At 72.8% G+C, this 25,109-nt stretch carries 23 protein-coding genes and 1 riboswitch; of the genes, 10 read left to right on the plus strand and 13 right to left on the minus strand.

The window, feature by feature from the left end:
• Positions 1-4: 4 nt before the first annotated feature.
• From ACFVTH_RS04285 to ACFVTH_RS04315, 7 genes are all read right to left on the minus strand, one after another.
• Complete coding sequence (locus ACFVTH_RS04285) at positions 5-967, minus strand: 2-hydroxyacid dehydrogenase (protein ID WP_387087052.1); 963 nt, start codon at positions 965-967, stop codon at positions 5-7.
• Between the two features lie 211 nt (positions 968-1,178).
• A complete protein-coding gene (locus ACFVTH_RS04290) occupies positions 1,179-2,276 on the minus strand; it encodes an extracellular solute-binding protein (protein ID WP_387087054.1) in 1,098 nt (365 codons plus the stop codon).
• A gap of 124 nt (positions 2,277-2,400) precedes the next feature.
• Positions 2,401-3,543, minus strand: coding sequence for an ABC transporter ATP-binding protein (locus ACFVTH_RS04295; protein WP_387087056.1), 1,143 nt, complete (start codon positions 3,541-3,543; stop codon positions 2,401-2,403).
• 7 nt (positions 3,544-3,550) lie between these two features.
• Positions 3,551-5,317, minus strand: coding sequence for an ABC transporter permease (locus tag ACFVTH_RS04300; RefSeq protein ID WP_387087058.1), 1,767 nt, complete (start codon positions 5,315-5,317; stop codon positions 3,551-3,553).
• 54 nt (positions 5,318-5,371) lie between these two features.
• Positions 5,372-5,755: a cupin domain-containing protein gene (locus tag ACFVTH_RS04305; protein ID WP_387087060.1), complete on the minus strand. Its 384-nt coding sequence runs from the start codon at positions 5,753-5,755 to the stop codon at positions 5,372-5,374.
• On the minus strand, positions 5,752-6,801 hold the full coding sequence (locus tag ACFVTH_RS04310; RefSeq protein ID WP_387087062.1) for a C-terminal binding protein: 1,050 nt from the start codon (positions 6,799-6,801) through the stop codon (positions 5,752-5,754). Before ACFVTH_RS04310 ends, ACFVTH_RS04305 begins: the two co-directional genes overlap by 4 nt.
• A gap of 148 nt (positions 6,802-6,949) precedes the next feature.
• Entirely contained in the window at positions 6,950-7,291 is a 342-nt protein-coding gene (locus ACFVTH_RS04315; RefSeq protein ID WP_387087064.1) for a cupin domain-containing protein, read from the minus strand.
• A 470-nt stretch (positions 7,292-7,761) separates the two neighbouring features.
• Between ACFVTH_RS04315 and ACFVTH_RS04320 the strand changes: the two genes are divergently transcribed.
• The 3 genes from ACFVTH_RS04320 (at position 7,762) to ACFVTH_RS04330 (ending at position 11,203) form a co-directional block, all read left to right on the plus strand.
• The gene (locus tag ACFVTH_RS04320) at positions 7,762-10,176 is read left to right on the plus strand and encodes a glycoside hydrolase family 5 protein (RefSeq protein WP_387087066.1); all 2,415 of its coding nucleotides are present in this window, start codon (positions 7,762-7,764) and stop codon (positions 10,174-10,176) included.
• Between the two features lie 98 nt (positions 10,177-10,274).
• Complete coding sequence (locus ACFVTH_RS04325; protein WP_387087068.1) at positions 10,275-10,760, plus strand: GNAT family N-acetyltransferase; 486 nt, start codon at positions 10,275-10,277, stop codon at positions 10,758-10,760.
• A gap of 158 nt (positions 10,761-10,918) precedes the next feature.
• Positions 10,919-11,203 carry a hypothetical protein gene (locus ACFVTH_RS04330; RefSeq protein ID WP_387087070.1) on the plus strand — a complete coding sequence of 95 codons (285 nt, stop codon included), beginning with the start codon at positions 10,919-10,921 and terminating at the stop codon, positions 11,201-11,203.
• Between the two features lie 33 nt (positions 11,204-11,236).
• Here ACFVTH_RS04330 and ACFVTH_RS04335 read toward each other — a convergent pair whose 3' ends face one another.
• Positions 11,237-13,216, minus strand: a complete 1,980-nt coding sequence (locus ACFVTH_RS04335) for a hypothetical protein (protein WP_387087072.1) — start codon at positions 13,214-13,216, stop codon at positions 11,237-11,239.
• Between the two features lie 125 nt (positions 13,217-13,341).
• Complete coding sequence (locus ACFVTH_RS04340; protein WP_387087074.1) at positions 13,342-13,791, minus strand: VOC family protein; 450 nt, start codon at positions 13,789-13,791, stop codon at positions 13,342-13,344.
• A gap of 169 nt (positions 13,792-13,960) precedes the next feature.
• On the opposite strand from ACFVTH_RS04340, the gene ACFVTH_RS04345 reads away from it, so the two are divergent.
• Both ACFVTH_RS04345 and ACFVTH_RS04350 read left to right on the plus strand, forming a co-directional pair.
• Positions 13,961-14,431 carry a DUF4442 domain-containing protein gene (locus ACFVTH_RS04345; protein WP_387087076.1) on the plus strand — a complete coding sequence of 157 codons (471 nt, stop codon included), beginning with the start codon at positions 13,961-13,963 and terminating at the stop codon, positions 14,429-14,431.
• A 95-nt stretch (positions 14,432-14,526) separates the two neighbouring features.
• A complete protein-coding gene (locus ACFVTH_RS04350; protein ID WP_387087078.1) occupies positions 14,527-15,183 on the plus strand; it encodes a DUF305 domain-containing protein in 657 nt (218 codons plus the stop codon).
• A gap of 88 nt (positions 15,184-15,271) precedes the next feature.
• Here ACFVTH_RS04350 and ACFVTH_RS04355 read toward each other — a convergent pair whose 3' ends face one another.
• Positions 15,272-16,972: an LVIVD repeat-containing protein gene (locus tag ACFVTH_RS04355; protein WP_387087080.1), complete on the minus strand. Its 1,701-nt coding sequence runs from the start codon at positions 16,970-16,972 to the stop codon at positions 15,272-15,274.
• A gap of 317 nt (positions 16,973-17,289) precedes the next feature.
• A complete protein-coding gene (locus ACFVTH_RS04360) occupies positions 17,290-17,862 on the minus strand; it encodes a dihydrofolate reductase family protein (RefSeq protein WP_387087082.1) in 573 nt (190 codons plus the stop codon).
• Between the two features lie 108 nt (positions 17,863-17,970).
• Positions 17,971-18,066, plus strand: a riboswitch (TPP riboswitch).
• Between ACFVTH_RS04360 and thiM the strand changes: the two genes are divergently transcribed.
• The 4 genes from thiM (at position 18,057) to ACFVTH_RS04380 (ending at position 22,589) form a co-directional block, all read left to right on the plus strand.
• The gene (gene thiM / locus ACFVTH_RS04365; RefSeq protein WP_387087084.1) at positions 18,057-18,956 is read left to right on the plus strand and encodes a hydroxyethylthiazole kinase; all 900 of its coding nucleotides are present in this window, start codon (positions 18,057-18,059) and stop codon (positions 18,954-18,956) included. Its footprint overlaps the riboswitch before it by 10 nt.
• Entirely contained in the window at positions 18,953-19,630 is a 678-nt protein-coding gene (gene thiE / locus ACFVTH_RS04370) for a thiamine phosphate synthase (RefSeq protein ID WP_387087086.1), read from the plus strand. Before thiM ends, thiE begins: the two co-directional genes overlap by 4 nt.
• Positions 19,627-21,267 (plus strand): bifunctional hydroxymethylpyrimidine kinase/phosphomethylpyrimidine kinase, encoded by a 1,641-nt coding sequence (locus ACFVTH_RS04375; RefSeq protein WP_387087088.1) that lies wholly within the window; start codon positions 19,627-19,629, stop codon positions 21,265-21,267. Before thiE ends, ACFVTH_RS04375 begins: the two co-directional genes overlap by 4 nt.
• A complete protein-coding gene (locus tag ACFVTH_RS04380; RefSeq protein ID WP_387087090.1) occupies positions 21,264-22,589 on the plus strand; it encodes an MFS transporter in 1,326 nt (441 codons plus the stop codon). Before ACFVTH_RS04375 ends, ACFVTH_RS04380 begins: the two co-directional genes overlap by 4 nt.
• 88 nt (positions 22,590-22,677) lie before the next feature.
• Here ACFVTH_RS04380 and ACFVTH_RS04385 read toward each other — a convergent pair whose 3' ends face one another.
• On the minus strand, positions 22,678-23,193 hold the full coding sequence (locus ACFVTH_RS04385; RefSeq protein ID WP_387087092.1) for a hypothetical protein: 516 nt from the start codon (positions 23,191-23,193) through the stop codon (positions 22,678-22,680).
• A gap of 471 nt (positions 23,194-23,664) precedes the next feature.
• Positions 23,665-24,036, minus strand: coding sequence for a winged helix-turn-helix transcriptional regulator (locus ACFVTH_RS04390; RefSeq protein ID WP_387087094.1), 372 nt, complete (start codon positions 24,034-24,036; stop codon positions 23,665-23,667).
• Positions 24,037-24,129: 93 nt separating this feature from the next.
• Here ACFVTH_RS04390 and ACFVTH_RS04395 point away from each other — a divergent pair, with 93 nt between their 5' ends.
• A complete protein-coding gene (locus ACFVTH_RS04395; RefSeq protein WP_387087096.1) occupies positions 24,130-24,984 on the plus strand; it encodes an SDR family oxidoreductase in 855 nt (284 codons plus the stop codon).
• Positions 24,985-25,109 lie beyond the last annotated feature (125 nt).

Here is a 25,109-nt window from a genome sequence, read left to right on the forward strand (position 1 = left end):
GTTCTCAGTGGATGACGTTGGTCGGTCGGCCCGCGGCGAAGGCGAGGATGTTGTCGCCGGCGAGGCGGAACACGTCGTCGGCCTCGTTGGTGTGGAAGCCGATGTGCGGCGTGAGCACGGCGTTGCTCGCCACCGACGGGAGCCCGGCGGTGTTCGGCGGCTCCTCGGTGAAGACGTCGATGCCGGCGCCGAAGATGCGGCCCGCCGCGAGCAGCTCGTCGAGCGCCTCGTTGTCGACGACCTCGGCGCGGGCGGTGTTGACGAAGATCGCGTCGGAGCGCAGGCGGCCGAGCATCTCGCGGCTCACGAGGCGGTCGGTCTCGGGCGAGTGCGTGAGGTGCACCGAGACGACGCGGCTGGTCTCGACGAGCTCCTCGAGGCTCACCTGCTCGGCGCCGAGGGCGGCGCTGCGTTCGGGGTCGACGGTGCGGCTCCAGTAGACGGGCTCCATGCCGAGCCCCTTCGCGAGCCCGATGACGCGGGCACCGATCGCACCGGCGCCGATCACGCCGATGCGCTCGCCCGCGAGCTTCACGCCCTGGTGCTTCGCCCAGGCGCCCGAGCGCACGATGCCATCGCCCTCGACCACGCGGCGCGCGACGGCGAACATGAGGGCGACGGTGTGCTCGGCGACGCTCTGGCTCGCGAAGTCGGGCACGTTCGTCACGGTCACCCCGGCGCGCTCGGCCTCGGCCATGTCGACGAAGCGACGGGCGCCGGTGCCGACGAAGCTCACGAGCTGCAGGCTCGGCGCCTGCTCGAGGAGGCCGGCGGGCAGCGGGCCCTGGTCGCCGATGATGTAGAGCGCGTCGAATCCCTGGGCGGCGGCGATCGCCTCCTCGGGGCGGTCGAACCGGCCGCCCTCGATCCAGGCGAACTCGTGGCCCGCGGCGGCGAGGGGCGCGACGACGTCGCGCTCGACGATCTCGCGGTACTGGGCTTCGGTGTCGATGCAGACGATGCGCATCAGTTCGGCTCCTTCACGTGGTGCGTGGTTCGGGGTGGTGCGGTGGTTCCGGGTGGTGCGGGTGGTTCTGGGGTGGTGCGGGTGGTTCTGGGGTGGTGCGGGTGGTTCTGGGGTGGTGCGGGTCGTGCTGGGGTGGTGCGGGTGGCCGGTGGGCCGGCCGGCCCGCCGCCGGTGCTCGCGTGGCCCCGGCGGCGGGCCGTTCAGCGCTCGGTCACTGGCCCAGCCAGCGGTTGAACTGGTCGAGCACGGCGTCGATGTTCTCGGAGTAGTAGCCGACGTCCTGCTTGATCGAGTTCGTCACGTTGTCGCCGATCGGCAGGAACTGCTGCACCTCCTCGGGGAAGGCGGAGGGCTCGAGGCCGACGACCTGCGCGGGGATCGGGGTGGGCACCTTGCTCGCGAAGGCGATCTGTCCCTCGGTGTTCTCGATCACGTGGGCGAGCAGCTCCTGCGCGGCGGCCGCGTTCGGCGCGTCGGCCGGGATCGCCCAGACCGAGTTCGAGTAGCCGGCCTCGTTCCACGAGATCGAGGCCGGGAACCCGTTCTCGGAGCTCGCGACGAACGCGCGGTTCGCCCAGAGGATGCCGATGTCGCACGAACCGTTCTCGAACGACTCGATCGACTGCGCACCGCTCGTCCACCAGGTGATGTCGCCCTTGATCTCGTCGAGCTTCGCGAGCGCGCGGTCGACGTCGAGCGGGTAGAGCTCGTCGGGGGCGACGCCGTCGGCGAGCAGAGCGGCCTCGAGGGTCCAGCCGTACTGCGGGTTGTTGAAGAAGCAGCGCTTGCCGGGGAAGGTCTCGAGGTCCCACAGGTCGGCCATCTCGGAGGGCTTCTCGTCGGGGTAGGCCTCGTCGTCCCACGTCAGCACCATGCCGAAGGTGCCGACCTCGATGCCGTACTCGTCGTACGTGCCCTCGACGAGCTTGTCGACGGGCACGATCGAGGTGTCGATCTTCTCGAGGTAGCCGTCCTCGGCGGCCTGCGTCGCGTCGTTCACGGTCGGCAGGAAGACGAGGCTCCACGGCACCTGGCCCGCCTCGGAGGCGGCGAAGAACTTCGTCGCGGCCTCGTTGTAGTCGTCGGTCACCGTGACGCCCGTGTCCTCGGTGAAGTCGCCGAACAGCGTCGCGTCGAGGCCCTCCCACACGTTGCCGCCGCTCGTGTCGTAGAAGAGGATGTCGCCGCTGATCGCGCCGTCCTCCGACGAGGCGGCGCCGTCCGACGAGGAACACGAGGTGAGGGCGACCGCCGAGGCGATCGTCGCGGCTCCTGCGAGCAGGAGGCGGTGACGACGGATGGTGTTCATGTGCTGCTCCTAGATTTCTCGTGACTGCTGGGGGTGTTCGGGCCGTGGGTCGTGTTCGGTTGTGGGGTTTCGCTCCGGCGGTGCAGGGTCCGCGAGGTCGAAAGAGGGGGGCGGATGCCTCGGCTCAGGCCGAGGCGGCGGGTTCGGCCGCGACGAGCGCGACCTCGCGGGCACGCACGAGCAGCGAGACGCGGTCGCCGACGGCGGGCACGGATGCCGCGGGGTCGAGGTCGGCCGTGCAGCTGATGCCCGAGGCATCCAGCCGGATACTGCGGCGCTGCCCGAGGAAGCGCACCTCGGTGACGACCGCGTCGCTCAGCCGCTGCAGGCCGGCGGGCACCTCGGCGCCGCCGAGGATCAGCTGCTCGGGTCGCACCGACACGACGACGTCGTCGCCGGTGATCGCCGGGTTGGCCCGGGCGTGCAGCTCGTGGTCGCCGACGCGCACCGCGGCGGTCGCACCGTCGAGCTGCGTGATGCGGCCCGGGAACAGGTTCGTCTTGCCGAGGAACTTCGCGACGAAGAGGTCCTTCGGGTCGCGGTAGAGCTGCTCGGGCGTGCCGAGCTGGCAGATGCGGCCGTCGCGCATGACGCCCATGCGGTCGGAGAGGATGAACGCCTCCTCCTGGTCGTGCGTGACGTAGACGGCGGTCGTGTTCGACTCCTGCTGGATGCGCCGCACCTCGGCGCCGAGCTCTTCGCGCAGGCCCCGGTCGAGCGCGCCGAGCGGCTCGTCGAGCAGCAGCACGCGCGGGCCCTGGGCGAGCGCGCGGCCGAGGGCGACGCGCTGCTGCTGGCCGCCGCTGAGCTGCGACGGGTAGCGGTCGGCGAAGCCGCCGAGCGCGACGAGCTCGACCATCTCGGCGACGCGCGCGGCGCGCTTGGCCGCGGGGAGCTTGCGCACCTTGAGCCCGTACTCGATGTTCTCGGCGACGGTGAGGTGCGGGAACAGCGCGTAGTTCTGGAACACGAAGCCGATGTCGCGCTTCTGCGTCGGCGTGCGCGTCACGTCCTTGCCGTCGATGTGCAGCGTGCCGCGCGCGGGCTCGAGCAGGCCCGCGATGATGCGCAGGAGCGTCGTCTTGCCCGAGCCGCTCGGGCCCAGCAAGGTGAAGAACTCCCCCGCGTGCACGTGCAGCTCGGTGTCGGCGAGCGCCGGCACCCCGTTGTAGTCGAGGCCGATGTCGGTGACCACGACCTCCCCGCGGCGGTCGCCGGCGGTGGTCGGGTTCGCGCCGTTCGTACGGCGTGCGGTCGAGATGGTCATGGCTCTCCTATCGGGCCGAGGGCTCGGCCGGTCCCCGGCGGTTGGTCGTACGGCTCGTGACGCTGCGCACGACGACGATGACGACGACGACGAGCACGAGGAGCGAGGCGACGGCGGGCACCGTGGGCACGATGCCGCTCTCGAGGTACTTGTAGATCGTGACCGGCAGCGTCTTGGTCGGGCCGGTCTGGATGAACAGCGCGAGCACGACCTCGTCCCACGAGGTGACGAAGGCGATCGCGAAGGCGCCGATGACGCTCGGCATGATGCCGCGCACCACGATGGTCCAGAAGGCGCGGGTGCGGGAGGCGCCGAGGGTCCAGGCGGCCGACTCGATGCCGCGGTCGGCCGCACTCATGGCGGCGACGATGAGCGCGTAGCTGAGCGGCGCCGCGATGATCGTGTGGGCGAGGATCAGGCCGATCACCGAGCCGGTGAGGCCGAGCTTCAGCTGCACGTCGAACATGCCGATCGCGAGCAGGATCGCGGGCGTCACGATGGGCGCGAACGCGAGTCCGCCGATGAGGGCCTTGCCCGTCGTCGAGGTCATGCGGCTCGTGACCCGGGCGAGGATGAGCGCCATGCCGACCGAGAGCACCGCGGTGCCGACGGCGACGATGATGCTCTGCATGATCGGCCCGAGCCAGGTCTGGCTCGTGAACACCTCGGCGAACCAGCGCAGCGTGAAGCCGCGCGGCGGGAAGACGACGGTGCCGGTCTCGCCGACCGCGAGCGGGAAGACGAAGAGCACGGGGATCACGAGGAACATCACGGTGATGAACGTCACGACGGCCGAGACCGCCATCCACGGCGACCAGCGGAAGGGCAGCGAGGTGCTGACGCCCTTCGCCTGCGAGGAGCCGATGCCGCCCGGCTGGAAGCTGCCCGCGACCTTCACCACCCCGACGTAGCAGATGATCGTCGCCACGAGCAGGAGGATGCCCATGGCACTGGCGATGCCCCACTGGTACACGTCGATCTGCTGCTGGATGTAGACCGAGATCGTCTGCTCCTGCGGGCCGCCGAGGATGGCCGGCACGAGGAAGAAGCTGAGGCCGAGGATGAAGACGAGGAGCGCCCCGCTCACGATCGATCCGCGCACCATCGGCAGGTAGACGGTGAAGAAGGTGCGCACCGACGACGCCCCGAGGGTGCGGGCCGCGAGCACGAGGTTGTCGTCGACCGAGGTCATGCCCGCGTAGAGCACGAGGATCATGTAGGGCAGCAGGTACATGACCGTGCCGACGAGCGTGCCCGCCTGCGTGTACAGCAGCGAGGTCTCGCCGAGCCCGAGCGCGAGGCTCAGCTGGTTGACGATGCCGTTGGGGCTGAGGATCGACGTGACCGCGAAGAGGCGCACGACGATCGACACCCAGAACGGCACGAGGATCAGGAGCAGCAGCAGGCCCGCGGTGCGCTTCGACAGCCGCGAGATGAAGTAGGCCGTCGGGAACCCGAGCAGCACGGTGAGCAGCGTCGAGTTGATCGCGAGCAGCACGGTGCGCCATTCGATGCGCAGCAGGAAGTCGTCGACGAACAGCTGCTGGTAGTTCGTGAAGTCGAGCACGGGCGCCGCCGCGTCGAACTTGCCCTCGGGGCTGAGCGAGCGCAGCAGCACGCTGACGACCGGCCACACGAAGAAGATCAGGTAGATCGCCACGACGGGCGCGAGCAGGGCCACGCGGGCCGCGACTGCGCCGATGCGCCGTTTGATGACAGGATCGGCGTTGATCGCCAAGGGGGTCGTGGGGGTCGAGGCATCCGTCGCGGTCATGTCATCTCCTCTCGTTCGTTGATTTTGGAACACCGTACCGAAATCTGATTTCGGTCAGATTTCGGCGGTGTTCCGCCGGGTTTCGGGGGCGTCGAAGATCGTGTAGACCTTGAGCACGGTCGCCGTGACGCGCCAGGTGCCCGTCCAGCCGGGCTCGAGCACGACGACGGTGCCGGGTGCGATGCGGGTGACCGCGCCGTCGGCGTGGGTGATCGTGCCCTCGCCCGCGAGGAACTGCATGACCTCGCCGGCCTCGGGCTTCGCCGAGGCGAACTCGCCCGGCGTCACCTCCCACACGCCGATCTCGAGGCCGTCGCGCGCGGCGAGCACGTGCTCGCCGGTGCGCGGGTCGCCCGCGAGCACCCGGGCGGGGGCGCCGGTCGGCTCGAGCGCGAGGTCGAGCAGTTCGGCCGGCGAGAAGTGGGCTGCGAGGTTCACGGGTGCTCCAGGGTGGTGACGGGGGTGGATGACTCGGTGCCGGCCTGCCCCCGCCGCGCCGGAGCGTCGGCGAGGGCGGCCCGGTTCACGAGCGACGGGATGTCCTGGCCGCGCAGGACCGCGGCGCAGCGCTCGGCGAGCCGCGCGCGGAGGCGCTGCTCGGAGGCTTCGGAGTACCACGCGAGGTGGTTGGTGATCACGACGTTGGGCGCCGCGAGCAGGGGGTCGGCGGCGGCGGGCGGCTCGGTCTCGAGCACGTCGAGCGCGGCCATCGCGATGCGGCCCTCGTGCAGGGCTGCGGCGAGCGCGGCGCCGTCGACGAGCCCGCCGCGCGAGACGTTCACGAGCGTGGCGCTCGGCTTCATGCGTGCGATCGCCGCGGTGTCGATGAGGTGGTGGGTCTCGGCGGTCAGCGGGCAGTGCAGGCTCACGACGTCGCCCTCGGCGAGCGCGGTCTCGAGGTCGACGAGCTCGACGCCCTCGAGGTCGCCGGCGAAGGGGTCGTAGGCGATGACGCGCTTGACGAACGGGCGCATGAGCCGGATCACCTCGCGCCCGATGCGGCCGACGCCGATGAGCGAGAGCGTCGCCGTCGAGAGCGGGGCGATCGGTCGCAGCTGCGCCCAGTCGGCCCATTCGCCGCGGCGCACGAGCGCGTCGGCGGCGGTGATGCGGCGGTTCGCGTCGAGGATGAGCGCGGCGGCGTGGGTCGCGACCTCCTCCTCGCAGTAGTCGGGCACGTTCACCACGGGGATGGAGCGGGCGGAGGCCGCGGCGAGGTCGATCGTGTCGACGCCGACGCCGTATCGGCCGATGACCCGCCACGAGGGGTTCGCGTCCATGACCTCGGCGGTGATGTCGGCGTACTGCACGAGCACGCCGTCGGCGGGGGCGCCGCCGTTGAGGCTGCCGCTCGCGGCCCGGGCGTCACGCACCGCGACCTCGGCGGGCGCTGCCGCCGCCGACTCGACCTCGACGTCGCCGTACGACGAATCGAGCACCTCGAGCAGCAGCCCGGCGCCGCGTGAATCCCTTGCCTCGGTCACTCGACCACACCTCCGTTGTTGTGATTTTGGAATGCTATTTCATTTTCTGCGAATTTCGCAAGGGCCGCTTCGCAGCCCGCCGGGAGCGAGCCCCGACCCGACCGCGGGCGATGCCGACGAGCACCGCCCGCGCGGGGGCATCCGTGCGTCAGGACGCCGCGTCGGGAAGGTCGATCATCATCGCCCGGGCCCGCTCGGTGCCGCGGTTGCGACCCCGATGCGGCCGGTTGCCCGGAATGAGGTAGCCCTCCCACGCGCTCGCCGAGATCTCGCCGCCGTCCTCGAACTCGAAGGTCAGCTCGCCCTCGAGCACCACCCCGTAGTGCGACCGCGAGCACCAGGCGGTGCGACTGGCGCCGGCGTCGTACTCGACCGCGTTCCAGACCGTGCCGTCGTGCGCCGGCACCGCTCGCAGGCGGCACCCCGCCGGGCCCGACGTGTCCCACTCGACCCCGGTGAACTCGATCTTCTCCTGCTGCTCGACTGCCATCTCACGGTCCTCTCCAACTCGCTGGGTGTACTCGATCGCGTCGGAGGACGGTGGGGAATCGGCGGCACCGGCGGCGACGGGGCGTCGCCTCCGGTTCCGGGCAGCACCCAGCGCACGACCGACCGGCGGGCGCGCCGACGGTCGGGCGGACGGCGCGGCGTGCCTGCGTTGCGACGAGCTCGCCCTCGGGAAGGGCGGCGCGCAGCGGCGGGCCCGCCGAAATCCACGATCCTCGACGGTCGCCGCGAGCCGTGCGAACGCATCTGCGCGTTCGAAGCCCTCCGGCGACCTGCTCTCCATACTCATACGGCGCGCCGATCATGTCAAGAGATTTTGGAATGCTGTTCCAATTCGATCGACCGCAGCACCGAAGATCACAACTGGGTCACTTGTCCCACTGTTCTCTTGACCGAGCCGTACCCGGTACGGATGCTGGTCTGACTCGACCCCCGAAGTCACGATGGAGTGCAATGCGCCAGGTTCGCCGTCCGATCGTCGCCGTCTCCGCGACCGCCGTCCTCCTGTTGCTCCAGGCGCTCATCGACCCGACGGGGCTGCTCGCGCTCGTCGGCTGGCCCGGCGGCCTGCCGCAGGCCGAGCTCTGGTGGCCGATCGCCCGCTACGTGGTCTTCGTGCCCGTCATGCTCGCCGTGGTGTGGTGGAGCGCCGCCCGCGCGGGCGACCGCTTCTGGACGCTCACGGCCGGGGTCGTGCTCGCCGCCCTGCTGGCGCAGGCGGCCGCGTGCCTCGCGATGACGGGCGACCTCGCACTGTCGGCGTGGGCGGCCGGGTACATCACCGCGAAGGCCGTGCCGTCGGCCCTGATCGTGGCGGGCGTCGTGCGGGTGGCCGAGCGGATCGTCGCTCGGCGGCGCGGTCTCGTGACGGCCTTCCGCGCCGCCCCGGCCGACGGGCGCTCGATCTGGCCGGCGGCCGTCGCGTTCGGCGCGGCCGCGCCGCTGCTCGCGGGCTCGTGGTGGACGGGCGCCACCTCCGCCCCCGGCATCCCGACGCCGCACCCCGGCAGCGGACTGCCCGGGATCGTGGGCATGGTCGTGGCGATCGCCCTCCTCATCGGCGCCGCGTGGCTCGGGCTCCGCTGGACGCGTCCGCGTGTGCCGGGCCTCCTCGGCGCCTGGCTCGGCGCGCTCGTCGCGGGCGGGCTGTTCGGTCTCGTGCAGGGCATCATCGGCCTCGTCGTCGACGACGGGTTCCGCGGCGACCTGTGGCCGCTGATGGCGACGTACGTGCACGTCGCCGACGGCCTCGCCTTCGGCGCCTGCACCGGCTGGCTCGCCGGCGCGGTCGCGCTCGTCGCCGACCGGGTGCTCGCGAAGCGCACCGCATCGGATGCCACACCCGCGACCGTCGCGGTCGCCGCGGGCGCCGCCGTGGCCGTCGTCGCGGTGGCCGCGCTCACCGCCTCGCTCCTCGCCCCGGCCTCGGGCGCCGCCGTCGCCGCCGGGCGCGGCGAGGCATCCGTGCCCGCCGGGTTCCTGCGCGTCGAGAATGGCGTCATCGCCGACGGCGAGGGCCACCAGGTGCTGCTGCGCGGCGTCAACGTGAACCAGCTCGTCGACTTCTACCAGGCGAGCCCCGACCTGCCCGTCACCCGCGAGCTCACCGAGCAGGACTTCGCCGACATGGCGACGTACGGCTTCAACGTGGTGCGCCTCGGGCTCTCGTGGTCGGCGCTCGAGCCGACGCGGGGGTCGCTCGATCCCGAGTACCTCGCGACCGTGAAGCAGGCCGTCGCGTGGGGCGAGGAGCACGGCATCCGCACCGTGCTCGACATGCACCAGGACGGCTGGTCGAACCTGCCGACCGCCGAGGGCACCGTGTGCCGGCCCGGCACCGACCCGATGTGGGGCTACGACGGCGCCCCCGAGTGGGCGACCCACTGGGACGGCGCTCCGCGCTGCTCGTTCACGGGCCGCGACATCTCCCCCGCCGGCGACCGCGCGTTCGAGCACTTCTGGTTCGACACCGACGGAATCCGGCAGGCGCTCGTGCGCACCTGGGGCGAGCTCGCGGGCGAGTTCGCCGACGAGCGGGCCGTCGCAGGATTCGACCTGCTCAACGAGCCGGGCTTCGGCGAGACCGCGCCCGTGACGACGTCGCTGAAGCTCGGCGAGTTCTCGGCCGACGCGATCGAGGCGATCCGCGAGGCCGGCGCACCGCAGATCGTGTTCGTCGAGCCGAGCATCCTGTGGTCGGGCCTCGGCTTCGACAGCGGCCCGCGCCCCGGCTTCACCGACGACGCGAACGTCGTCTTCTCACCGCACCTCTACGCCGAGTCGATCACGATGGATGCCTCGCTCGGCCTGCCGACGATCGTCGGCACCGAGCGGCAGTTCGAGCTCGGCCAGCGCGTGGCCGACGAGCTCGGCATGCCGATGTGGTCGGGCGAGTACGGCTACTGGGGCGACGACGCGTCGACCGCGGCGCACCTCTCGCGCTACGCCGCCGAGGAGGACGCGCGCATGCTCGGCAGTGCGTACTGGGTCTGGAAGCAGGCGTGCGGCGACCCGCAGAACGGCATCCAGGAGCTCGGCAACGGACTCCTCTCGGAGTACTGCGCGACGGGCGAGGAGGCGCCGCGCAAGGACCACCTGCTCGACATCCTGTCGCGGGCGTACCCGCAGGAGGCGCCTGGCATGCTCACGAGCCTCGAGGCCGGGGTCGCGGGCGACGACCGCGCCGAGCTGGCGTTCACGGGCGTCGTCGACGAGCCGACCTGCGGTCTCCGGGTGTGGATCCCGGGCGAGGCCGAGCCTCGGTTCTCGGAGCAGGGCGGCCTCAGCCGGGTCGAGTTCGAGCAGGTCGAGGGCGGCTGGCTCGTCACCGGCTGCGCCGACGGCGAGTACGCGCTCACGACCGGGTAGCGAGGGATGCCTCGGGGCCGTGTCGGCGGTGACGCAGCCCCGAGGCCCGCGGCGTCACGCCGGGCGCCGGGCGCCGGGCGCCGAAGTAGGGTGGTGCGGTGCCCGAGATCCTCCGCGTCGACCCGGCGAGCGCCGACGCCGTCGCCGTCCTCCGTCGCTACTACGACGACATCATCACGCGGTACTACGGCCGGCCGGCGACCGAGGCCGAGGTCGAGCAGCAGCTCGCGGAGGATCCCGACGACGACCTGCGCGACGACCTGGGCGTGTTCCTCCTCGCGTACGACGACGGGCGGGCGCTCGGCTGCGCCGGAGCTCGCTACCCCGATGCCGAGACGGCCGAGCTGACCCGGGTGTTCGTCGCACCGGAGGGCCGCGGCTCGGGCCTCGCCGCAGCCCTCGTCGGCGCCGTCGAAGCCGAAGCGCGGCGAGCCGGGCGCACGCGCGCCCGACTCGACACCCGCGGCGACCTCGTCGAAGCCCGCGCGCTCTACGCGAAGCTCGGCTACGTCGAGATCGCGCCGTTCAACGACAGCCCGTACGCCGAGCACTGGTTCGCGAAGGAACTCACCGGGGAGCCGTGAACGCGCCCGCAGAGGGGTTCGATCCCGGCGATCGGTGGTGAGGCAGAGAAGTGGTGCGTTCTCACCGGCACGAACCTCTCCTCACGGCGGTGTCAACCGCCTCCCCGCGGGCCGTTCGTCGTGCGATCGTGGCGACGACACCGACGGAGGGAAGCGCCATGACCGACATCTCGAGCGGCTTCAGCAACCCGGGCGATGACGAGAACGCCGACCGCCCGGACGACCTTCCGGCGACCGAGGACGCCGACGGTGAGGCCGACGCCCGTCACGGCGATGCCGCGGACCCGCACGCCGGCACGAAGAAGCCCGACGGGCTCGGCTCAGGGGGCACGATCCCGAACGTCCCGGGTGGCGTGGGCGTCGGCGCGGGGGCGCCGACGACCTTCGAACCCGAGGAGGACGTCGAGGCGGCGCGACGACGCGACGACCGGTCGACCATCTGAGCCCCGCTCAGGCGGACGGGCCGAAGCCGGCGACTATCCGAGCGCCTCGCGGGCGTGGCGGTACTTGGCGGCCAGCCGCTGCTGGGCGTCGTAGTCGAGCTTGCGCAGGCGCCACGGCGCCGAGTTGTCGGCGACGTCGGCGAGCTTCACGCGGCGGGCGAGCGGGTTGGTGCGGATCCGCGCGAAGTACGCGTCGTCGCTCATCTCGGGCGTGCGGGTGAGCAGCAGCACGACCTCGACGATGTCGGGTCGCACGCCCGCCTCGAGCAGCTCCTGCTCGGAGACGGCGCTGCGCTCGATCACGTCGTGCAGCCAGGCGGCCGCCGTCGCCGTCGGCTCGGTCGCCGCGTCGAAGTGCTCGGCCACGCGACCGGGGTGATCGATGTAGTCGGCGCCGACCTGGTCGACCTGCCCGCGGTGCGCCACGAAGGCGATGCCCTTCGCGAGCGCGACCTGCGCGGCCGCATCGGCGTCGACGGCGGGGGCCGGCGCGGAGTGCAGGGCGGGCGCTGCGATCGGGGTCACGGATGCCGCGGGCGCGAGCGCATCCGTCGGGTTCGTCATCATCGCCACAGGGTTCGTCTCCTCGTTCGAGTCGTGGTCGGAGGCCGGAGCCGCGTCAGGGGCGGCAACGGTCTCGGGGGTGGCCTCCGCGGCCGGCGGGAAGGCCGGCGCAGGAGTCTGGATCGGTTCGGGGGGCGGCCCGGGCACGAGCGACAGCCGCGGCGTCGGCGGCACCGGGGACACGACGGGCGGCACGGGCACGAGCGAGAGCTTCGGCGGCGTGAGCGGCGCGGACGCCGCGGGCTCGGGAAGCACGTGCGTCGCGGCGTCGATCTCGGGGGTCGGGTCGGGCTGCACTCCGGACGCGGGCTCCGCCGCGGCCGTCGCTGCGGCGATCGGCGCCGGCTCGGCAGCACGGGGAGGCTCGACTGCGCCGGCCGATTCGGCATCGACGGTCGGGCCGGGGATCGCAGGCCCGGCAGTATGGTTCGCCGGTGCGGAGGCCGTCGGCGCGGCCGGGGTGCCGGGCTCGGCCGCATGCGCGGCCTGCGCCTGAGTTGCTGCAGGCTCGGCATCGTCGGGCTGCCGGTCGATCGTCTCCGCCCACTGCATGAGCACCGGCTCGACCATCAGGGCGTCGGGGTGCGATGCGGGGGCCGGCTCGGGCTCGAGCGGGTCGAGGTTCAGCTCGGGCGGCTCGAACCCGGCCCGGCGCAGCAGTTCGACCCAGGCCTCGGCATCGGTCTCGGGTGCCGCGGACGGCTCGGACGACGACGCGAGCGGCGCGGGCTCGGCGTGCGGCACCTCGGCGGCGACCTGCCCGGCGACGGGCGGCACCTCCGTCGGCAGCGCCTCCACCGGCGAAGGCGCTTCGCCGGTCTCCGCGACCACGCCGGCGGGCGTCGTCGGGCCCGTGGCATCCGCAGCCGCGACCTCGGAGGCGAGCGCCTCTCCGGCACTCTCGGCCGCCAGCTCGGCGAGCGGGTCGCGACCGCGCAGCGGGCGCACGAAGTTCAGTTCGGCCTCGAGCTGGGCCATCTCGCGCGCGTCGAGCTCGAGCATCGAGCGGGCATCGCCGAGGCTGCGGCGCACGAAGTAGTACTCGTCGACCTCGGCGAGGCGGTCGCCGTCGCTGGTCGTGAAGTATCGACGGCGACCCCCGTCGCTGACGGCGAGGATGACCTCGACGAAGTCGCCGCTCGGCACCTCGCAGCAGAGGTAGTAGCGCTCGATCTCGGCGGGCGCGGCGGCGGGCTGCCCGGGCGCCGCCGCGGGTGCGGATGCGGGTGCGGATGCGGGTGCCGCGGGCAACGAGGAACCCGCGCCCTGCGGGGGCACCGCGGCGCCGCCCTGCTCGGGCGCCGGCGGAGCCCACACGCTCGCGCGGTCGGGCATGCGGCGCGGCCGCAGGGTGCCCCCGAGCTCGGCGCTGCGTCGCGCGGCACGGGACTCGGGCTCGGCGGCCCCAGGCAACCCTGGCGTGGACTGATCGTCTGCGGGGATCGTCAATCTGGCTCCTGGGGGTGGGCGCCGGGGCGGGCGGGGGAATCGGCGAGCGCTCGGGTGCGGCACGCCTCTCCGATGCTAGGCGCTCCATCGCCGGGAAACGAGGAACCCGGCGAAGGATGTGCGAATCAGCTCGGCGCGGTCACCCCGTCGTCGGGCTCCTGGAAGACCGTGAGCTGGAGCCCGGCCGGGCCTGCGAGCCGCGAGTTGATCGAGCGCCACGGCGTCTCGCGCGGGGTCGCGAGCAACTCCGCCCCCGCGTCGACGAGCTCGTCGGTGACCGTCGCCGTGTCGTCGACCTCGAACGCGACTCGGAGGTGCGCGCTCTGTACTCCGTCGGTCTCGACCCGGTCGATGAGCCGAACCTGCGCGGGGTTCGAGAGCTCGAGCGTCGCCCGGCCGGCGTCGAGGATCATCACCCGGGCGCCGTCGTCGCCGTCGTAGGCCTCCTCCTCGGCGAGGCCGAGCACGTCGCGGTAGAACGCGACGGCCGCCTCCCAGTCCTCGGCCTCCACCACGAGGCGGAGCTGGCGTACCCGGCGGGGCGCCGAGGCGCCGCTGTTCGATTCGTGGGTCATAGGGTCACGATACGGGGCGACGGGACTCGAGACGCTCGCTGCGCTCGCGCCTCGACCAGCGGGGTTGCCGGCGCTCGTTCGACCGCAGGGCGCTCGCCGGGCGCGGCTGAGGATTCCGACAAGTGATTCGCACGAGGCATCCGGTTCTCGCACAATCGGAGGCATGCGCATGACTCCGCGACGACTCGCCATCGGCATGAGCCTCTGGGCCCCGAACCTGTGGTCGGGCATCCGCGTCAGACGGTTCGCCGACGACTGGACCAGCGCCACCGTCGAGCTGCACGTGAACGCGATCACCCGCAACTACGTCGGCACGGCCTTCGGCGGCTCGATGTCGGCGATGACCGACCCCTACTACTTCATGCTGATCATGCACCAGCTCGGGCGCGACTACGTCGTGTGGGACACCCGCGGCGAGATCGAGCTCGTGAAGCCCGGCCGCGGGGTGCTCACCGCGCACTTCGAGGTGCCGAAGGCGAAGGCCGAGGAGCTGCGCGAGCGCGCCCGCGGCGGCGCGAAGGTGCTCGAGTGGTTCGAGACCGAGATCACCGACCGCGACGGCGACGTCGTCGCCCGCGTGCGCCGCGAGGTGTACGTGCGCGAGAAGCCGCGCGTGACGCGGGCGGCGGGCGCCGCGTAGCGACAACCGGATCTCGACCGTCGACATCGGCGAGGCACCTGATTAGATGGATGCCACGTGCCCTTCAACGAAGACGAGGTCGATGGATGACGACGATGCGGCGAACCCTCGGAGTCGGAACGGCGCTCGCGCTCGCGCTCGGCCTGGCCGCGTGCACGACGACGCCCGACTCCCCCGCACCGACGAGTCCCGTCGTGCAGCTCGGTGCGCCGGGCGAGCCCAACCGCACCCTCTCCCCCGACGAGGCCGGCGATGCGATCGACGCACCCGAGCACACCGAGCTCGACACCGCGTTCATGCGCGACATGATCCACCACCACGACCAGGCGATCGAGATGACCGCCCTCGTCGAGGAGCGCACCGACGACCGCGACATCCAGCTGCTCGCCGAACGCATGTCGGCGAGCCAGCAGGACGAACGCACGCTCATGGTGACCTGGCTGCAGGAGCGCGGGGAGCCCGTCAACGACCAGGGGCACGATGCGCACGCGAGCGACGGAGGCGCGATGCCGGGCATGCTCAGCGACGAGCAGATGGCCGAGCTCGAGGCGGCCGAGGGCGACGCGTTCGACCAGCTGTTCCTCGTGTACATGATCCAGCACCACGAGGGCGCGGTGCAGATGGTCGACGAGCTCTACGCCTCGGGCGGCGGGCAGGAGTCGGCGACCGACCAGTTCGCCCGCCACGTCGAATCCGACCAGGGCATCGAGATCGCCCGCATGCAGCAGATGCTCGCCGAGCGGGCGGGCTGACCCGCCGCTGACGCGACGGGGCCCGGCGGTCGTCGACCGCCGGGCCCCGTTCTGGGTGAGGGGGCCGTCACCCGGCCCCCTCACCGGTTCATCCGAAGGTCGCCGCCAGCGCGGTCAGCCCCTGCACGACGTTCGAGTCGGACGGAGCACCCGACTTGCGGGCCGCGTTGTCGAGCTGGGCCGCGACCGCACGGCCGGCGGCCGCACCGTCGGCGAGCTTCTCGGCCTTGTCGATGTGCTTGCGCACCTCGGCGAGGGCCGCGCCGCTCAGCGTGCCGGCGCGCTCGGCCTGGTCGACGTACGACCGTGCGACCGCGAAGCTCGGCTCGTGCACGATGGCGGTCTGCGCCTGCGCGTTGAACTCGCCGAGCTGCACCTCGCCGGCAGCCGCGATCTCGTTCTCGGTCATCATGTCGCTCGCGGTGAGCGCCATGGTGTCGAAGCCGCGCGCGATCTCGCTGCCGAGCACGTTGCCGTTGTACCAGTACGTCGACCAGTAGCCGCCGAGCGAGAGCGCGCTGGCGCTGATCGGGCCGCGGTCGAGATAGGCGATCTCGGTCGGGTTGGCCGTGTCGGTGAAGTCGATGATCGACAGGCCGCCCTGGTACCAGGCCTGCACCATGATGTCGCGACCCGGCACCGGGATGAGCGAGCCGTTGTGCGCGACGCAGTTCTCCTGCACCGTCTGCGGGACCGGCAGCTTGTAGTAGCTCGCGAACTCCAGCTTGCCGTCGACGATGTCGAACAGCGCGTTCGCGCCCCACTCGGGCTGGTCGGTCGCACGGCAGCGGGCGCCTGAGCCGCCGCCCCACTCGTCGGTGAAGATGACCTTCGTGCCGTCGTTGTTGAACGTCGCCGAGTGCCAGTAGGAGAAGTTCGGGTCGGCGACCGCGTCGACGCGAACGGGGTTCACCGGGTCGCTGATGTCGAGCAGGATGCCGTTGCCCTGGCACGCGCCCGCCGCGAGCCCGATCTCGGGGTACGCGGTGATGTCGTGGCACGTGTTGGTGTTCGGCGTCGGGCTGTAGACCGTGCCGCTCGGGTGCAGCTGACCCCCCAGCGTGTTCTGCAGGCCGTTGTACGCGCCCGTGTCGGGGTTGGTGAAGATGCGGGGCTGGCTGACGACCGCGGCCGTCTCGGGGGCGTCGAGCGGCACCTTGATGACGTCGATGCGCCACTGCGTCGGGTCGCCCGAGGTCACCGGCTCGGCGGTCAGCGTCGCGTTCTGGCAGCCCGCGAGCTCGAGCGGCGAGCGCACGCCGGACGTGCCCGAGTTGTAGATGTAGATGTTCTCGGCATCGTCGGGGTCGGTCACCACGGTGTGCGTGTGCGATCCGCGGCAGGTCTGCACGCCCGGCAACTGCACGGGGTTGTCGATGTCGCTGATGTCGAAGATGCGCACCCCGCGGAACCGCTCGGGGTTCACCGGGGTATTGCCCGTGCCCTGCGTGCCGCAGTCGACGCGGCCGAGGCCCTGTTCCACCGACATGAACAGCAGGTCGCCGTACACCGAGACGTCGCCCTGCCCGCCCGGGCAGAGGAACGACTTCTGCAGTACGGGCGCCGCCGGGTCGGAGACGTCGTACACCTGGAACCCCTGGTAGCTGCCGACGACCGCGTGGTCGCCGGTGAATGCGAGGTCGGAGTTGATGGAACCGGCGGCGAACGGCCCGGCGCCCGGCGTGCTCGACAGCAGGTCGATGCCGCTCGTCGCGAGCCCGGCGTCGAAGAGCCCCGCAGGCAGGTCGACGCGGGGGTCGTCTTCAGCGACCGCCGCAGTGGCGGTCATCAGGGATGCGCCGAGCAGCAGTGCTCCGGCGGCGGCGAGTGCGCGTGTTCGCCCTCGCGGGGGTCGGTGGTGGAATCTCATCGCTGGCCCTCATCTCGTCATGACTGAACTTCTTCGTTGCAACAGACGATCGAGCCCTCCGATGGGCGAGCGGCCACACCCCCGTGCCCGCCCGCGGCCCCGGAAGGCCGACCAATTCCCCCAACGTATCGAGAAAGGCGTGGGCGGCGCAGCAGAAATCTCGGCTCGGCAGGACGGACGGTACGTGGAGCGCGGCGGCGGCGGACGCTTGGCGCCCGCCGCCGCCCCGCGCAGGCTCAGCGCGCCACGTCGTAGACGGCCTTCACGATGCCGTTCGAGTAGGCCTCGTGCTCGACGAGGTCGAGCTTCGCAGTCAGCCCGGGGTCGTCGCCGAAGAGCCGCTTGCCGCTGCCGAGCAGCACCGGGAAGACGAGCAGGTGGTAGCGGTCGACGAGTCCGGCCGTCGCGAGGCCCTGCGCGAGCGTCGCGCTGCCGTGCACGATGATCGGCCCGCCGTCGCCCGCCTTCAGCTCGGCGACGTCGTCGAGCGTGCGCAGCACGTGGCAGTTCTGCCACTCGGGCAGCAGGGTCTCGTCGGTCAGGGTCGAGGAGACGATGTACTTCGGCATCGCGTTGTACTCGGCGAACTCGTCGACCATCGTCGGCCAGACCGGGGCGAACTCGTCGTAGCTGACCCGGCCGAGCAGCATCGCCCGTGCCTCGAGCTGCTCCGAGCCCTTGATCGCGTACGCCTCCTCGACGAAGGGCACCTCCTTGAAGGTCCAGCCGGCGCGCGGGTGCGAGCCGCCGCCGGGAGAGTCGACGACGCCGTCGAGGCTGATGAACTCGCTGACGATGAGGGTGCGCATGAGGTGTCCTTTCGCGGCGACGGAATTTCCGTCTCATTGTGGCGTCGAACGACGACGGCCGCGATCGACATGGACCGCGAGATTTCTTCGGGCTGCACTAGGCTCGCTCGCAGTGACACGGGGTGCCGCCCACGCGCGGCTGAGATCACACCCGTCGAACCTGATCTAGTTCGGACTAGCGAAGGGATGTCGCCATGAGCGCGCGCCTGTACGACCCCGCCCACTCGAGCGCACTGCGGCTCGATCGACTGCGCGAGAGCCCGCCGCTCGTGCAGTGCATCACGAACACGGTGGTGACGAACTTCACGGCGAACGTGCTGCTCGCCGTCGGCGCCGCCCCCGCGATGGTCGACATCGTCGGCGAGGCGGGCGCGTTCGCTCGCGTCGCGAGCGCACTGCTCGTGAACCTCGGCACGCCGAATCCCCAGCAGCGGGATGCCGCCCGCGAAGCGGTCGCCGCCGCTCGCGAGGCGGGGACGCCGTGGGTGCTCGACCCCGTCGCGATCGGCGCGCTGCCGATCCGCACGGCCCTCGCGCACGAGCTCGTCGAGTTCGGGCCGACGGCGATCCGGGGCAACGCGAGCGAGATCCTGGCGCTCGCGGGTGACGGAGCCGGCGGTCGCGGCGTCGACGCCGCCGACTCGACGGAGGCCGCGGCCGGTGCCGCAGCGCTGCTCGCCGAGCGCTTCGGCGCGGTCGTCGCGGTGTCGGGCCCGGTCGACCTCATCACCGACGGCACGCGCACGGCGCGCATCGCGAACGGCGACGCGCTGCTCACCCGGGTCACGGGCGGCGGCTGCGCGCTCGGTGCGGTGACGGCGGCGTTCCTCGCCGCGGGCGACGACCCGTTCGAGGCGACCGTCGCGGCGAACCTCGTCTACACCGTCGCCGCCGAGCTCGCGGCCGAGGGTGCGAGCGGCCCCGGCAGCTTCGCGCCCCGGTTCGTCGACGCGCTCGCGGCGGTCGATGCGGCGGCGCTCGCCGGCCGCGCGCGGGTCACGGCCTCCCTCGCCGGCGACGCGGATGCCTCGGCCCCGCTGCCGGGCGCGGGCGACGCGCCGCTCGAGATCGCCGCTGCTGGGGCCGGCGCATGATCGCCCGCACCGCGCTCGACCTCTCCCTCTACCTCGTGACCGACCCGGTGCTCTGCGGCGAGCGCGGCGTCGTCGACGTCGTCGCCCGGGCCGTCGAGGGCGGGGTGCGGGTCGTGCAGCTGCGCGACAAGCACGCCGGGGCATCCGCGATGCTCGGCGAGCTCGCCCGCCTCGCCGAGGCGATCGACGGACGTGCGGCCCTGCTCGTGAACGACCGGCTCGACGTCGCGCTCGCGGCGCGCGCCGCCGGCGTGCGCGTCGACGGCGTGCACCTCGGTCAGGGCGACGCGACCGCCGCCGCCGCCCGCGAGCGACTCGGCGCCGACGCGATCGTGGGGCTCACGGCGAACAGCCGCGCCCACCTCGACGCCGTGGCCCGGTTGCCGCGCGGCACCGTCGACTACCTCGGGGTCGGCGTGATCCGGCCGACCGCGACGAAGCCCGACCATCCGCCCGCCCTCGGCGTCGACGGCTTCGCCCGGGTCGCGGCCGAGGCCGAGCTGCCGTGCGTCGCGATCGGCGGCATCGGGCTCGCCGACCTCGCCCCGCTCCGCGAGGCGGGCGCTGCGGGCGTCGCCGTCGTCTCGGCGCTCTGCGCAGCCGACGACCCCCGCGCCGCCGCGGAGGTGTTCGCCACCGAATGGACGACCCGCGAGACGGAGTCGGCCCGATGACCGCGCGCGTGCTCAGCATCGCCGGCAGCGACCCGTCGGGCGGCGCAGGGATCCAGGCCGACCTCAAGTCGATCGCCGCGGTCGGCGGCTACGGCATGGCCGCGATCACGGCCCTCACCGCGCAGAACACCCGCGGGGTGCGGGCGGTGCACGTGCCGCCCGCGGCGTTCCTCGCCGCGCAGCTCGACGCGATCTCCGACGACATCGAGATCGACGCCGTGAAGCTCGGCATGCTCGCGAACGCCGAGGTCATCGGTGTCGTCGCCGAGTGGCTCGGCCGCGTGCGGCCGCCCGTCGTCGTGCTCGACCCCGTCATGGTCGCGACGAGCGGCGACCGCCTGCTCGCGCCCGACGCCGAGCGGGCGATGCGCGAGCTGCTGCCGCTCGCCGACCTCGTGACGCCGAACCTCGCCGAGCTCGCGGTGCTCGCCGGGCTCGGGCAGGAGGCGGAGGGCGCGGACGGCGCCCGCGGCACCCCGGCTCACCCGGTCGCGACCACCTGGGCCGAGGCGATCGCCCAGGCCGAGGCGGTCTCGGCGCGGTTCGGGGTGCGCGTGCTCGCGAAGGGCGGGCACCTCGGCGGCGACACGGCTCCCGATGCGCTCGTCGACGCGGCGAGCGCGACCGTCGTCGAGTTCCAGGGCGAGCGCATCGCGACGACGGCGACGCACGGCACCGGATGCTCCCTCTCCTCCGCGATCGCGACGCTCGCCGCGAGCGGCGGGGCGGGCGACCGCGCGAGCAGCACCGCGCGCGAGGCCGGCGGCGACGACCCCTGGCTCGCCGCTATCGCGGAGGCCCGCCGCTGGCTGCGCGAGTCGCTGCGGCACGGCGAAGCCCTCGAGGTCGGCGGCGGGCACGGCCCGATCAGCCACTTCGCCGGGCTCTGGTCGCGCGGCGGCACCCGCACCGCGCCCACCCCGGCCGAGGTCGAGGCCGAGTGGTGGGCGTCGATCCGCGGCATCCGCGACGACATCGACGCACTGCCCTTCATCCGCGGGCTCGCCGACGGCACGCTCGCCCGCGAGCCGTTCCTCGGGTACCTCACGCAGGACGCCCACTACCTGCGCGACTACGCCCGCGTGCTCGCCGAGGCCTCACGTCTCGCACCGGATGCCGCGGGGCAGGCCTTCTGGGCGGACTCGGCCCACGGCTCGATCATCGGCGAGCTCGAACTGCACACGGGGTGGCTCGGCCGCGAGGCCGGCACCGGGGCATCCGCACCGCCCGACGCGACGACGACGGCGTACCTCGACCACCTGCTCGCGACCGCGCAGCGAGGCGATCACGCCGTGCTCATCGCGGCGCTGCTGCCGTGCTTCTGGATCTACACCGACCTCGGCGAGCGCCTCGCCGCCGGATCGTTCGGCTCGGCCGCCCTCGATCCGGCGCACCCGTACGCCTCGTGGCTCGCGACCTACGCCGACCCCGGCTTCGCCGTGGCGACGCGCGAGGCGATCGGCTTCGTCACGCGGGCCGCGGCGAGCGCGACGCCCGAGCAGCGCGAGCGGATGCACCGCGCCTTCGTCGCCTCGTCGCGGCACGAGCTCGCGTTCTTCGCGGCGCCGCTCGCGTCGCAGCGCGGCACAGGTGCGCCCGCTGCGACGGTCTCCGCGTCGCCGGCGGTGCCCGCGTGAACGGCGGCGCACCGATCGCGGCACCGGCTCCCGAGACCGGGCCCGTCGGGCCCGCGTCGCCGCCCGCCGATCCGACCCGCGCCCGCCGCGCGCTCGCCGCGGCCGCCTTCGGCACCGTGCTCGAGTGGTACGACTTCTTCCTCTACGGCACCGCGGCGGCGCTCGTCTTCCCGACGCTGTTCTTCCCCGCCGACGAGCCGCTCACGAGCTTGCTGCTCTCGTTCGCCGTGTTCGCGACCGGGTTCGTCGCCCGCCCGCTCGGCGGCCTCGTCTCGGGCTCTCTCGGCGACCGATTCGGTCGCCGCCGCGTGCTCGTGGCGACGCTGCTCGCGATGGGCATCGCGACGGCGCTCATCGGGATGCTGCCGACGCACGCGCAGATCGGGGCGCTCGCGCCGGTGCTGCTCGTCGCGTTGCGCCTCGTGCAAGGCCTCGCGACGGGCGGCGAGTGGAGCGGGGCCGTGCTGCTCGCCCTCGAGCAGTCGCCGCTCCGGCGCGGGTTCCGCGGCGCGTTCATCTCGAGCGCGGTCTACGTCGGACTCATCCTCGGCAACCTCGCCTTCGTGGTGCTCGTCGCCGTGCTCGACGAGCAGGCCCTGCTCGACTGGGGCTGGCGGGTGCCGTTCGTCGCGAGCCTCGTGCTCGTCGCGATCGGCTGGTGGCTGCGCCGCCGGGTCGACGAGTCGCCCGAGTTCCTCGCGGTGCTCGACGCCCGTCGTGAGGCGCGACGGCCCGTCGCCGAGGTGCTGCGGCGGCCACGCGGCATCCTCGCCGTCTTCCTGGTGCGCGTCGGGGTGAACACGACCTTCTACGTCGTCTCCGTGTTCTGCCTGAGCTACGCGTCGACGGTCGTCGGGATGCCTCGCGAGGTCACCCTCACCGCGCTGCTCGCCGGGGCCGCGGTCGCCGCGGTGCTGTGCCCGTTCTGGGGCGCGCTCGGCGACCGGGTCGGCCCGCGCCGCCTCGTCGTCGGCGGCCTCGTGGCGTTCGGCGTGCTGGCCGCACCCCTCTTCCTCGTGCTCGACACCGGGTCGGCGGCGCTCATCGTCGGCGTGGTCGTCGTCGCGATCGGCATCGTGAACTCAGCGGCCGACGGCGTGCAGCCGGCGTACTTCACCGTGATGTTCGACACCCGGGTGCGCTACTCGGGCCTCTCGATCGGGCGCGAGGCGGGCGCGATCGTCGGCGGCGGGCTCGCGCCGCTCGCGGCGACCGCGCTGCTCGCCTGGTCGGGGCACTGGTGGCCGATCGCCGTCATGATGGCCGTCGCAGCCGCGGTCGGGCTGGTCGGCACGGCGATCGCGCCGCGATCGGAACGCTGAACGGGCGCGCTGCCCGCGGATCGACGACGACGAAGCCCCCGGCCGCGGCGGCCGGGGGCTTCGTCGTCTCATCGCGAGGCGAGCAGGGTCACTTCGGGCAGGCCCAGTAGCCCTCGCCCTCGTACACGTACCAGACGAGCGTCTCGCCCGGGCAGGGCCCGCAGCCGTCGTCGTCGCGCGGCCCCTCGGTGGGCTGCGGCACGGGTGCGCTCTCGACGGGCGCCTCGACGGCGGGGGCGGATGCCGCGGGAGCGGACTCGTCCGACTCCTCCTCGACCCATTCCTCGACGTCGGCGGTCTCGGCTTCGGCTGCTGCCGCTGCGGCGGCGGCGTCGGCCGCGGCCTGCTCGGCGGCCAGGCGCGCCGCCTCGGCCTCGGCGGCGACGCGCGCGGCCTCCGCCGCGGCTGCGGCCTCGCGCGCGTCACGGTCGGCGGCGGCCGCGGCCAGGAATGCGGCGGTGTCGTGCTCGGGGTTCGCGCTCGGCGACGTCGAGGACGCCGCCTCCGCTGCGGCGGAGCTCGGCGTTTCGACGGCGAGCGAGTTCGCGGTCGGCATGAACGCCGCGCCGAGTGCGAGCGCAGCGATGATGGCGAGTGATCTCATCTGACGGTCCAATCGTTCTCTGGATGATCGTGCTGTCATACGGTGGGCCGGTGATGGGGGCTGGTGCGGGATCCGTCTCGACGAGCCGGCGATGAGATCGGGTTGCGCGGCTCGCGGGCGTGGTGACGGACCCGCCTGGGTCGACGACCTGGGTCGTCGCGCGGGGCTCTCGGCTCAGGTCGGATCGCGACCGGAGTGGGCGGGCAGGCGCATGGCGGCCGGATCGGCCTGAGGGCTGCACCGAGCCCCGTTCCTCGCAGAGGAGAACACAGCCACCCCTCACCCGCTCAGGCGATCAGTCCCCCCGATCGCGCTGCCCCCGAAGACCTCATGGGTCTTGCATGTCTGCGACCATCGTGGCGCGAAGCGCCCGCGACGCGCGCGCGAATCGCTGGGAGTCGGCGTTTCCGGCTCGCCGTGACGCGATCGCGCCGCGGGCGCGCCCGACGTGGGCGATCGTGCCCGTGCCGCTCAGTCGGCGCTGCGGGCGACGATCGCGTCCGACTCGCGGGCGACCCACTCGACGAGAGGCAGCATGTGCTCCATGAGGTCGCGGCCGAGTGCGGTGAGCGCGTACTCGACGCGCGGCGGCACCTCGGGGTGGGCGGTGCGCACGACGAGCCCGTCGGCCTCGAGGGTGCGCAGCGTCGAGGCGAGCATCTTCTCGCTGATGCCCTCGACCTCGCGGCGCAGCTCGCCCCAGCGATGCGTGCCGTCGGTGAGCGCGAGCAGCACGAGCACGCCCCACTTGCTCATGATGTGGTCGAGCACGACGCGCGTCGGGCAGCCGTCGGTGAAGACCTCGCCCGACTGCTCCCGGATCTCCGCAAGACTTACCGTCATGCAGGTACCTTACTTCAAAGTGGGTACCGCTTCGAGGGAAGGTTCGCTGGCGGCATCCGGTTCTCCTCCCGTGAACCCATCGGAAGGAACACCATGACCATCCTCGTCACCGCCGCCTCCGGCCAGCTCGGCCGCCTCGTCGTCGACGCGCTCCTCGACCGCGGCGTCGCCCCGGGCGACGTCGTCGCCACCGCACGCGACACGTCGAAGCTCGCGGATGCCTCGGCGCGAGGCGTGCGCACCGCCCAGCTCGACTACGACCGCCCCGAGACCATCGCCGCGGCGCTCGACGGCGTCGACACCGTGCTCCTCATCTCGGGCAGCGCCCCGGGCTCGCGCGTGCAGGGCCACCGCAACGTCATCGACGCGGCGGCCGCGGCGGGCGTCGCGAAGCTCGTCTACACGAGCGTCCCCCAGGCGACGACCGCCGAGTTCGTGCTCGCGCCCGACCACAAGGCCACCGAGGAGGCGATCGCCGCCTCCGGCGTCCCGGCGGTCATCGCCCGGCACAACTGGTACACCGAGAACTACACGAGCGATGTGGCCCGCGCCGCCGAGACGGGCGTGATCGCCGCGAGCGTCGGCGACGGCCTCGTGGCGAGCGCCACCCGTGCCGACCTCGCCGCGGGCCTCGCCGCCCTGCTCACCGACGACGGACACCTCGGCGAGGTCTACGACTTCACCGGCGAGACCGCGTGGTCGTACGAGGAGCTCGCGGCCGCGGCATCCGAGATCACCGGCCGCGAGGTCGTCTACACGGCGCTGACCCCCGAGGCCCACCTCGCGGCGCTCGAGTCGGCCGGGCTCGACGCCGGCACCGCGGGCTTCGTCGCGGGCATCGACGACGGCATCCGTCGCGGCGTGCTCGCGAACGCCGACGGCACGCTCGCCCGCCTCATCGGGCGGCCGACGACCTCGCTCGTCGAGGGCCTGCGCGCGGCCGTCTGATCCACGCGGCCTCGGGCGCCGTCCTCTCGATCCATGGCAGGACGGCGCCCCGCTTCCGCGCGACCGACGGCCGGATCACGGCGATCTCCGGCGTCGGGGTACAGCGTCGCGGGACGAGTGGCCGC

This window comes from Agromyces sp. NPDC058104, assembly GCF_042884835.1.
In the GTDB taxonomy this organism is placed as follows: domain Bacteria; phylum Actinomycetota; class Actinomycetes; order Actinomycetales; family Microbacteriaceae; genus Agromyces.

Bases quoted from the DNA above. Each gene is read 5' to 3' on its own strand.
- ACFVTH_RS04295 (WP_387087056.1), bottom strand. From the start codon at position 3,543: ATGACCATCTCGACCGCACGCCGTACGAACGGCGCGAACCCGACCACC.
- ACFVTH_RS04315 (WP_387087064.1), bottom strand. From the start codon at position 7,291: ATGGCAGTCGAGCAGCAGGAGAAGATCGAGTTCACCGGGGTCGAGTGG.
- ACFVTH_RS04340 (WP_387087074.1), bottom strand. From the start codon at position 13,791: ATGACCCACGAATCGAACAGCGGCGCCTCGGCGCCCCGCCGGGTACGC.
- thiM (WP_387087084.1), top strand. From the start codon at position 18,057: ATGAGCGCGCGCCTGTACGACCCCGCCCACTCGAGCGCACTGCGGCTC.
- ACFVTH_RS04395 (WP_387087096.1), top strand. From the start codon at position 24,130: ATGACCATCCTCGTCACCGCCGCCTCCGGCCAGCTCGGCCGCCTCGTC.
- ACFVTH_RS04290 (WP_387087054.1), bottom strand. From the start codon at position 2,276: ATGAACACCATCCGTCGTCACCGCCTCCTGCTCGCAGGAGCCGCGACG.
- ACFVTH_RS04385 (WP_387087092.1), bottom strand. From the start codon at position 23,193: ATGAGATCACTCGCCATCATCGCTGCGCTCGCACTCGGCGCGGCGTTC.
- ACFVTH_RS04285 (WP_387087052.1), bottom strand. From the start codon at position 967: ATGCGCATCGTCTGCATCGACACCGAAGCCCAGTACCGCGAGATCGTC.
- ACFVTH_RS04350 (WP_387087078.1), top strand. From the start codon at position 14,527: ATGCGGCGAACCCTCGGAGTCGGAACGGCGCTCGCGCTCGCGCTCGGC.
- ACFVTH_RS04345 (WP_387087076.1), top strand. From the start codon at position 13,961: ATGACTCCGCGACGACTCGCCATCGGCATGAGCCTCTGGGCCCCGAAC.
- ACFVTH_RS04360 (WP_387087082.1), bottom strand. From the start codon at position 17,862: ATGCGCACCCTCATCGTCAGCGAGTTCATCAGCCTCGACGGCGTCGTC.
- thiE (WP_387087086.1), top strand. From the start codon at position 18,953: ATGATCGCCCGCACCGCGCTCGACCTCTCCCTCTACCTCGTGACCGAC.
- ACFVTH_RS04390 (WP_387087094.1), bottom strand. From the start codon at position 24,036: ATGACGGTAAGTCTTGCGGAGATCCGGGAGCAGTCGGGCGAGGTCTTC.
- ACFVTH_RS04375 (WP_387087088.1), top strand. From the start codon at position 19,627: ATGACCGCGCGCGTGCTCAGCATCGCCGGCAGCGACCCGTCGGGCGGC.
- ACFVTH_RS04300 (WP_387087058.1), bottom strand. From the start codon at position 5,317: ATGACCGCGACGGATGCCTCGACCCCCACGACCCCCTTGGCGATCAAC.
- ACFVTH_RS04320 (WP_387087066.1), top strand. From the start codon at position 7,762: ATGCGCCAGGTTCGCCGTCCGATCGTCGCCGTCTCCGCGACCGCCGTC.
- ACFVTH_RS04330 (WP_387087070.1), top strand. From the start codon at position 10,919: ATGACCGACATCTCGAGCGGCTTCAGCAACCCGGGCGATGACGAGAAC.
- ACFVTH_RS04355 (WP_387087080.1), bottom strand. From the start codon at position 16,972: ATGACCGCCACTGCGGCGGTCGCTGAAGACGACCCCCGCGTCGACCTG.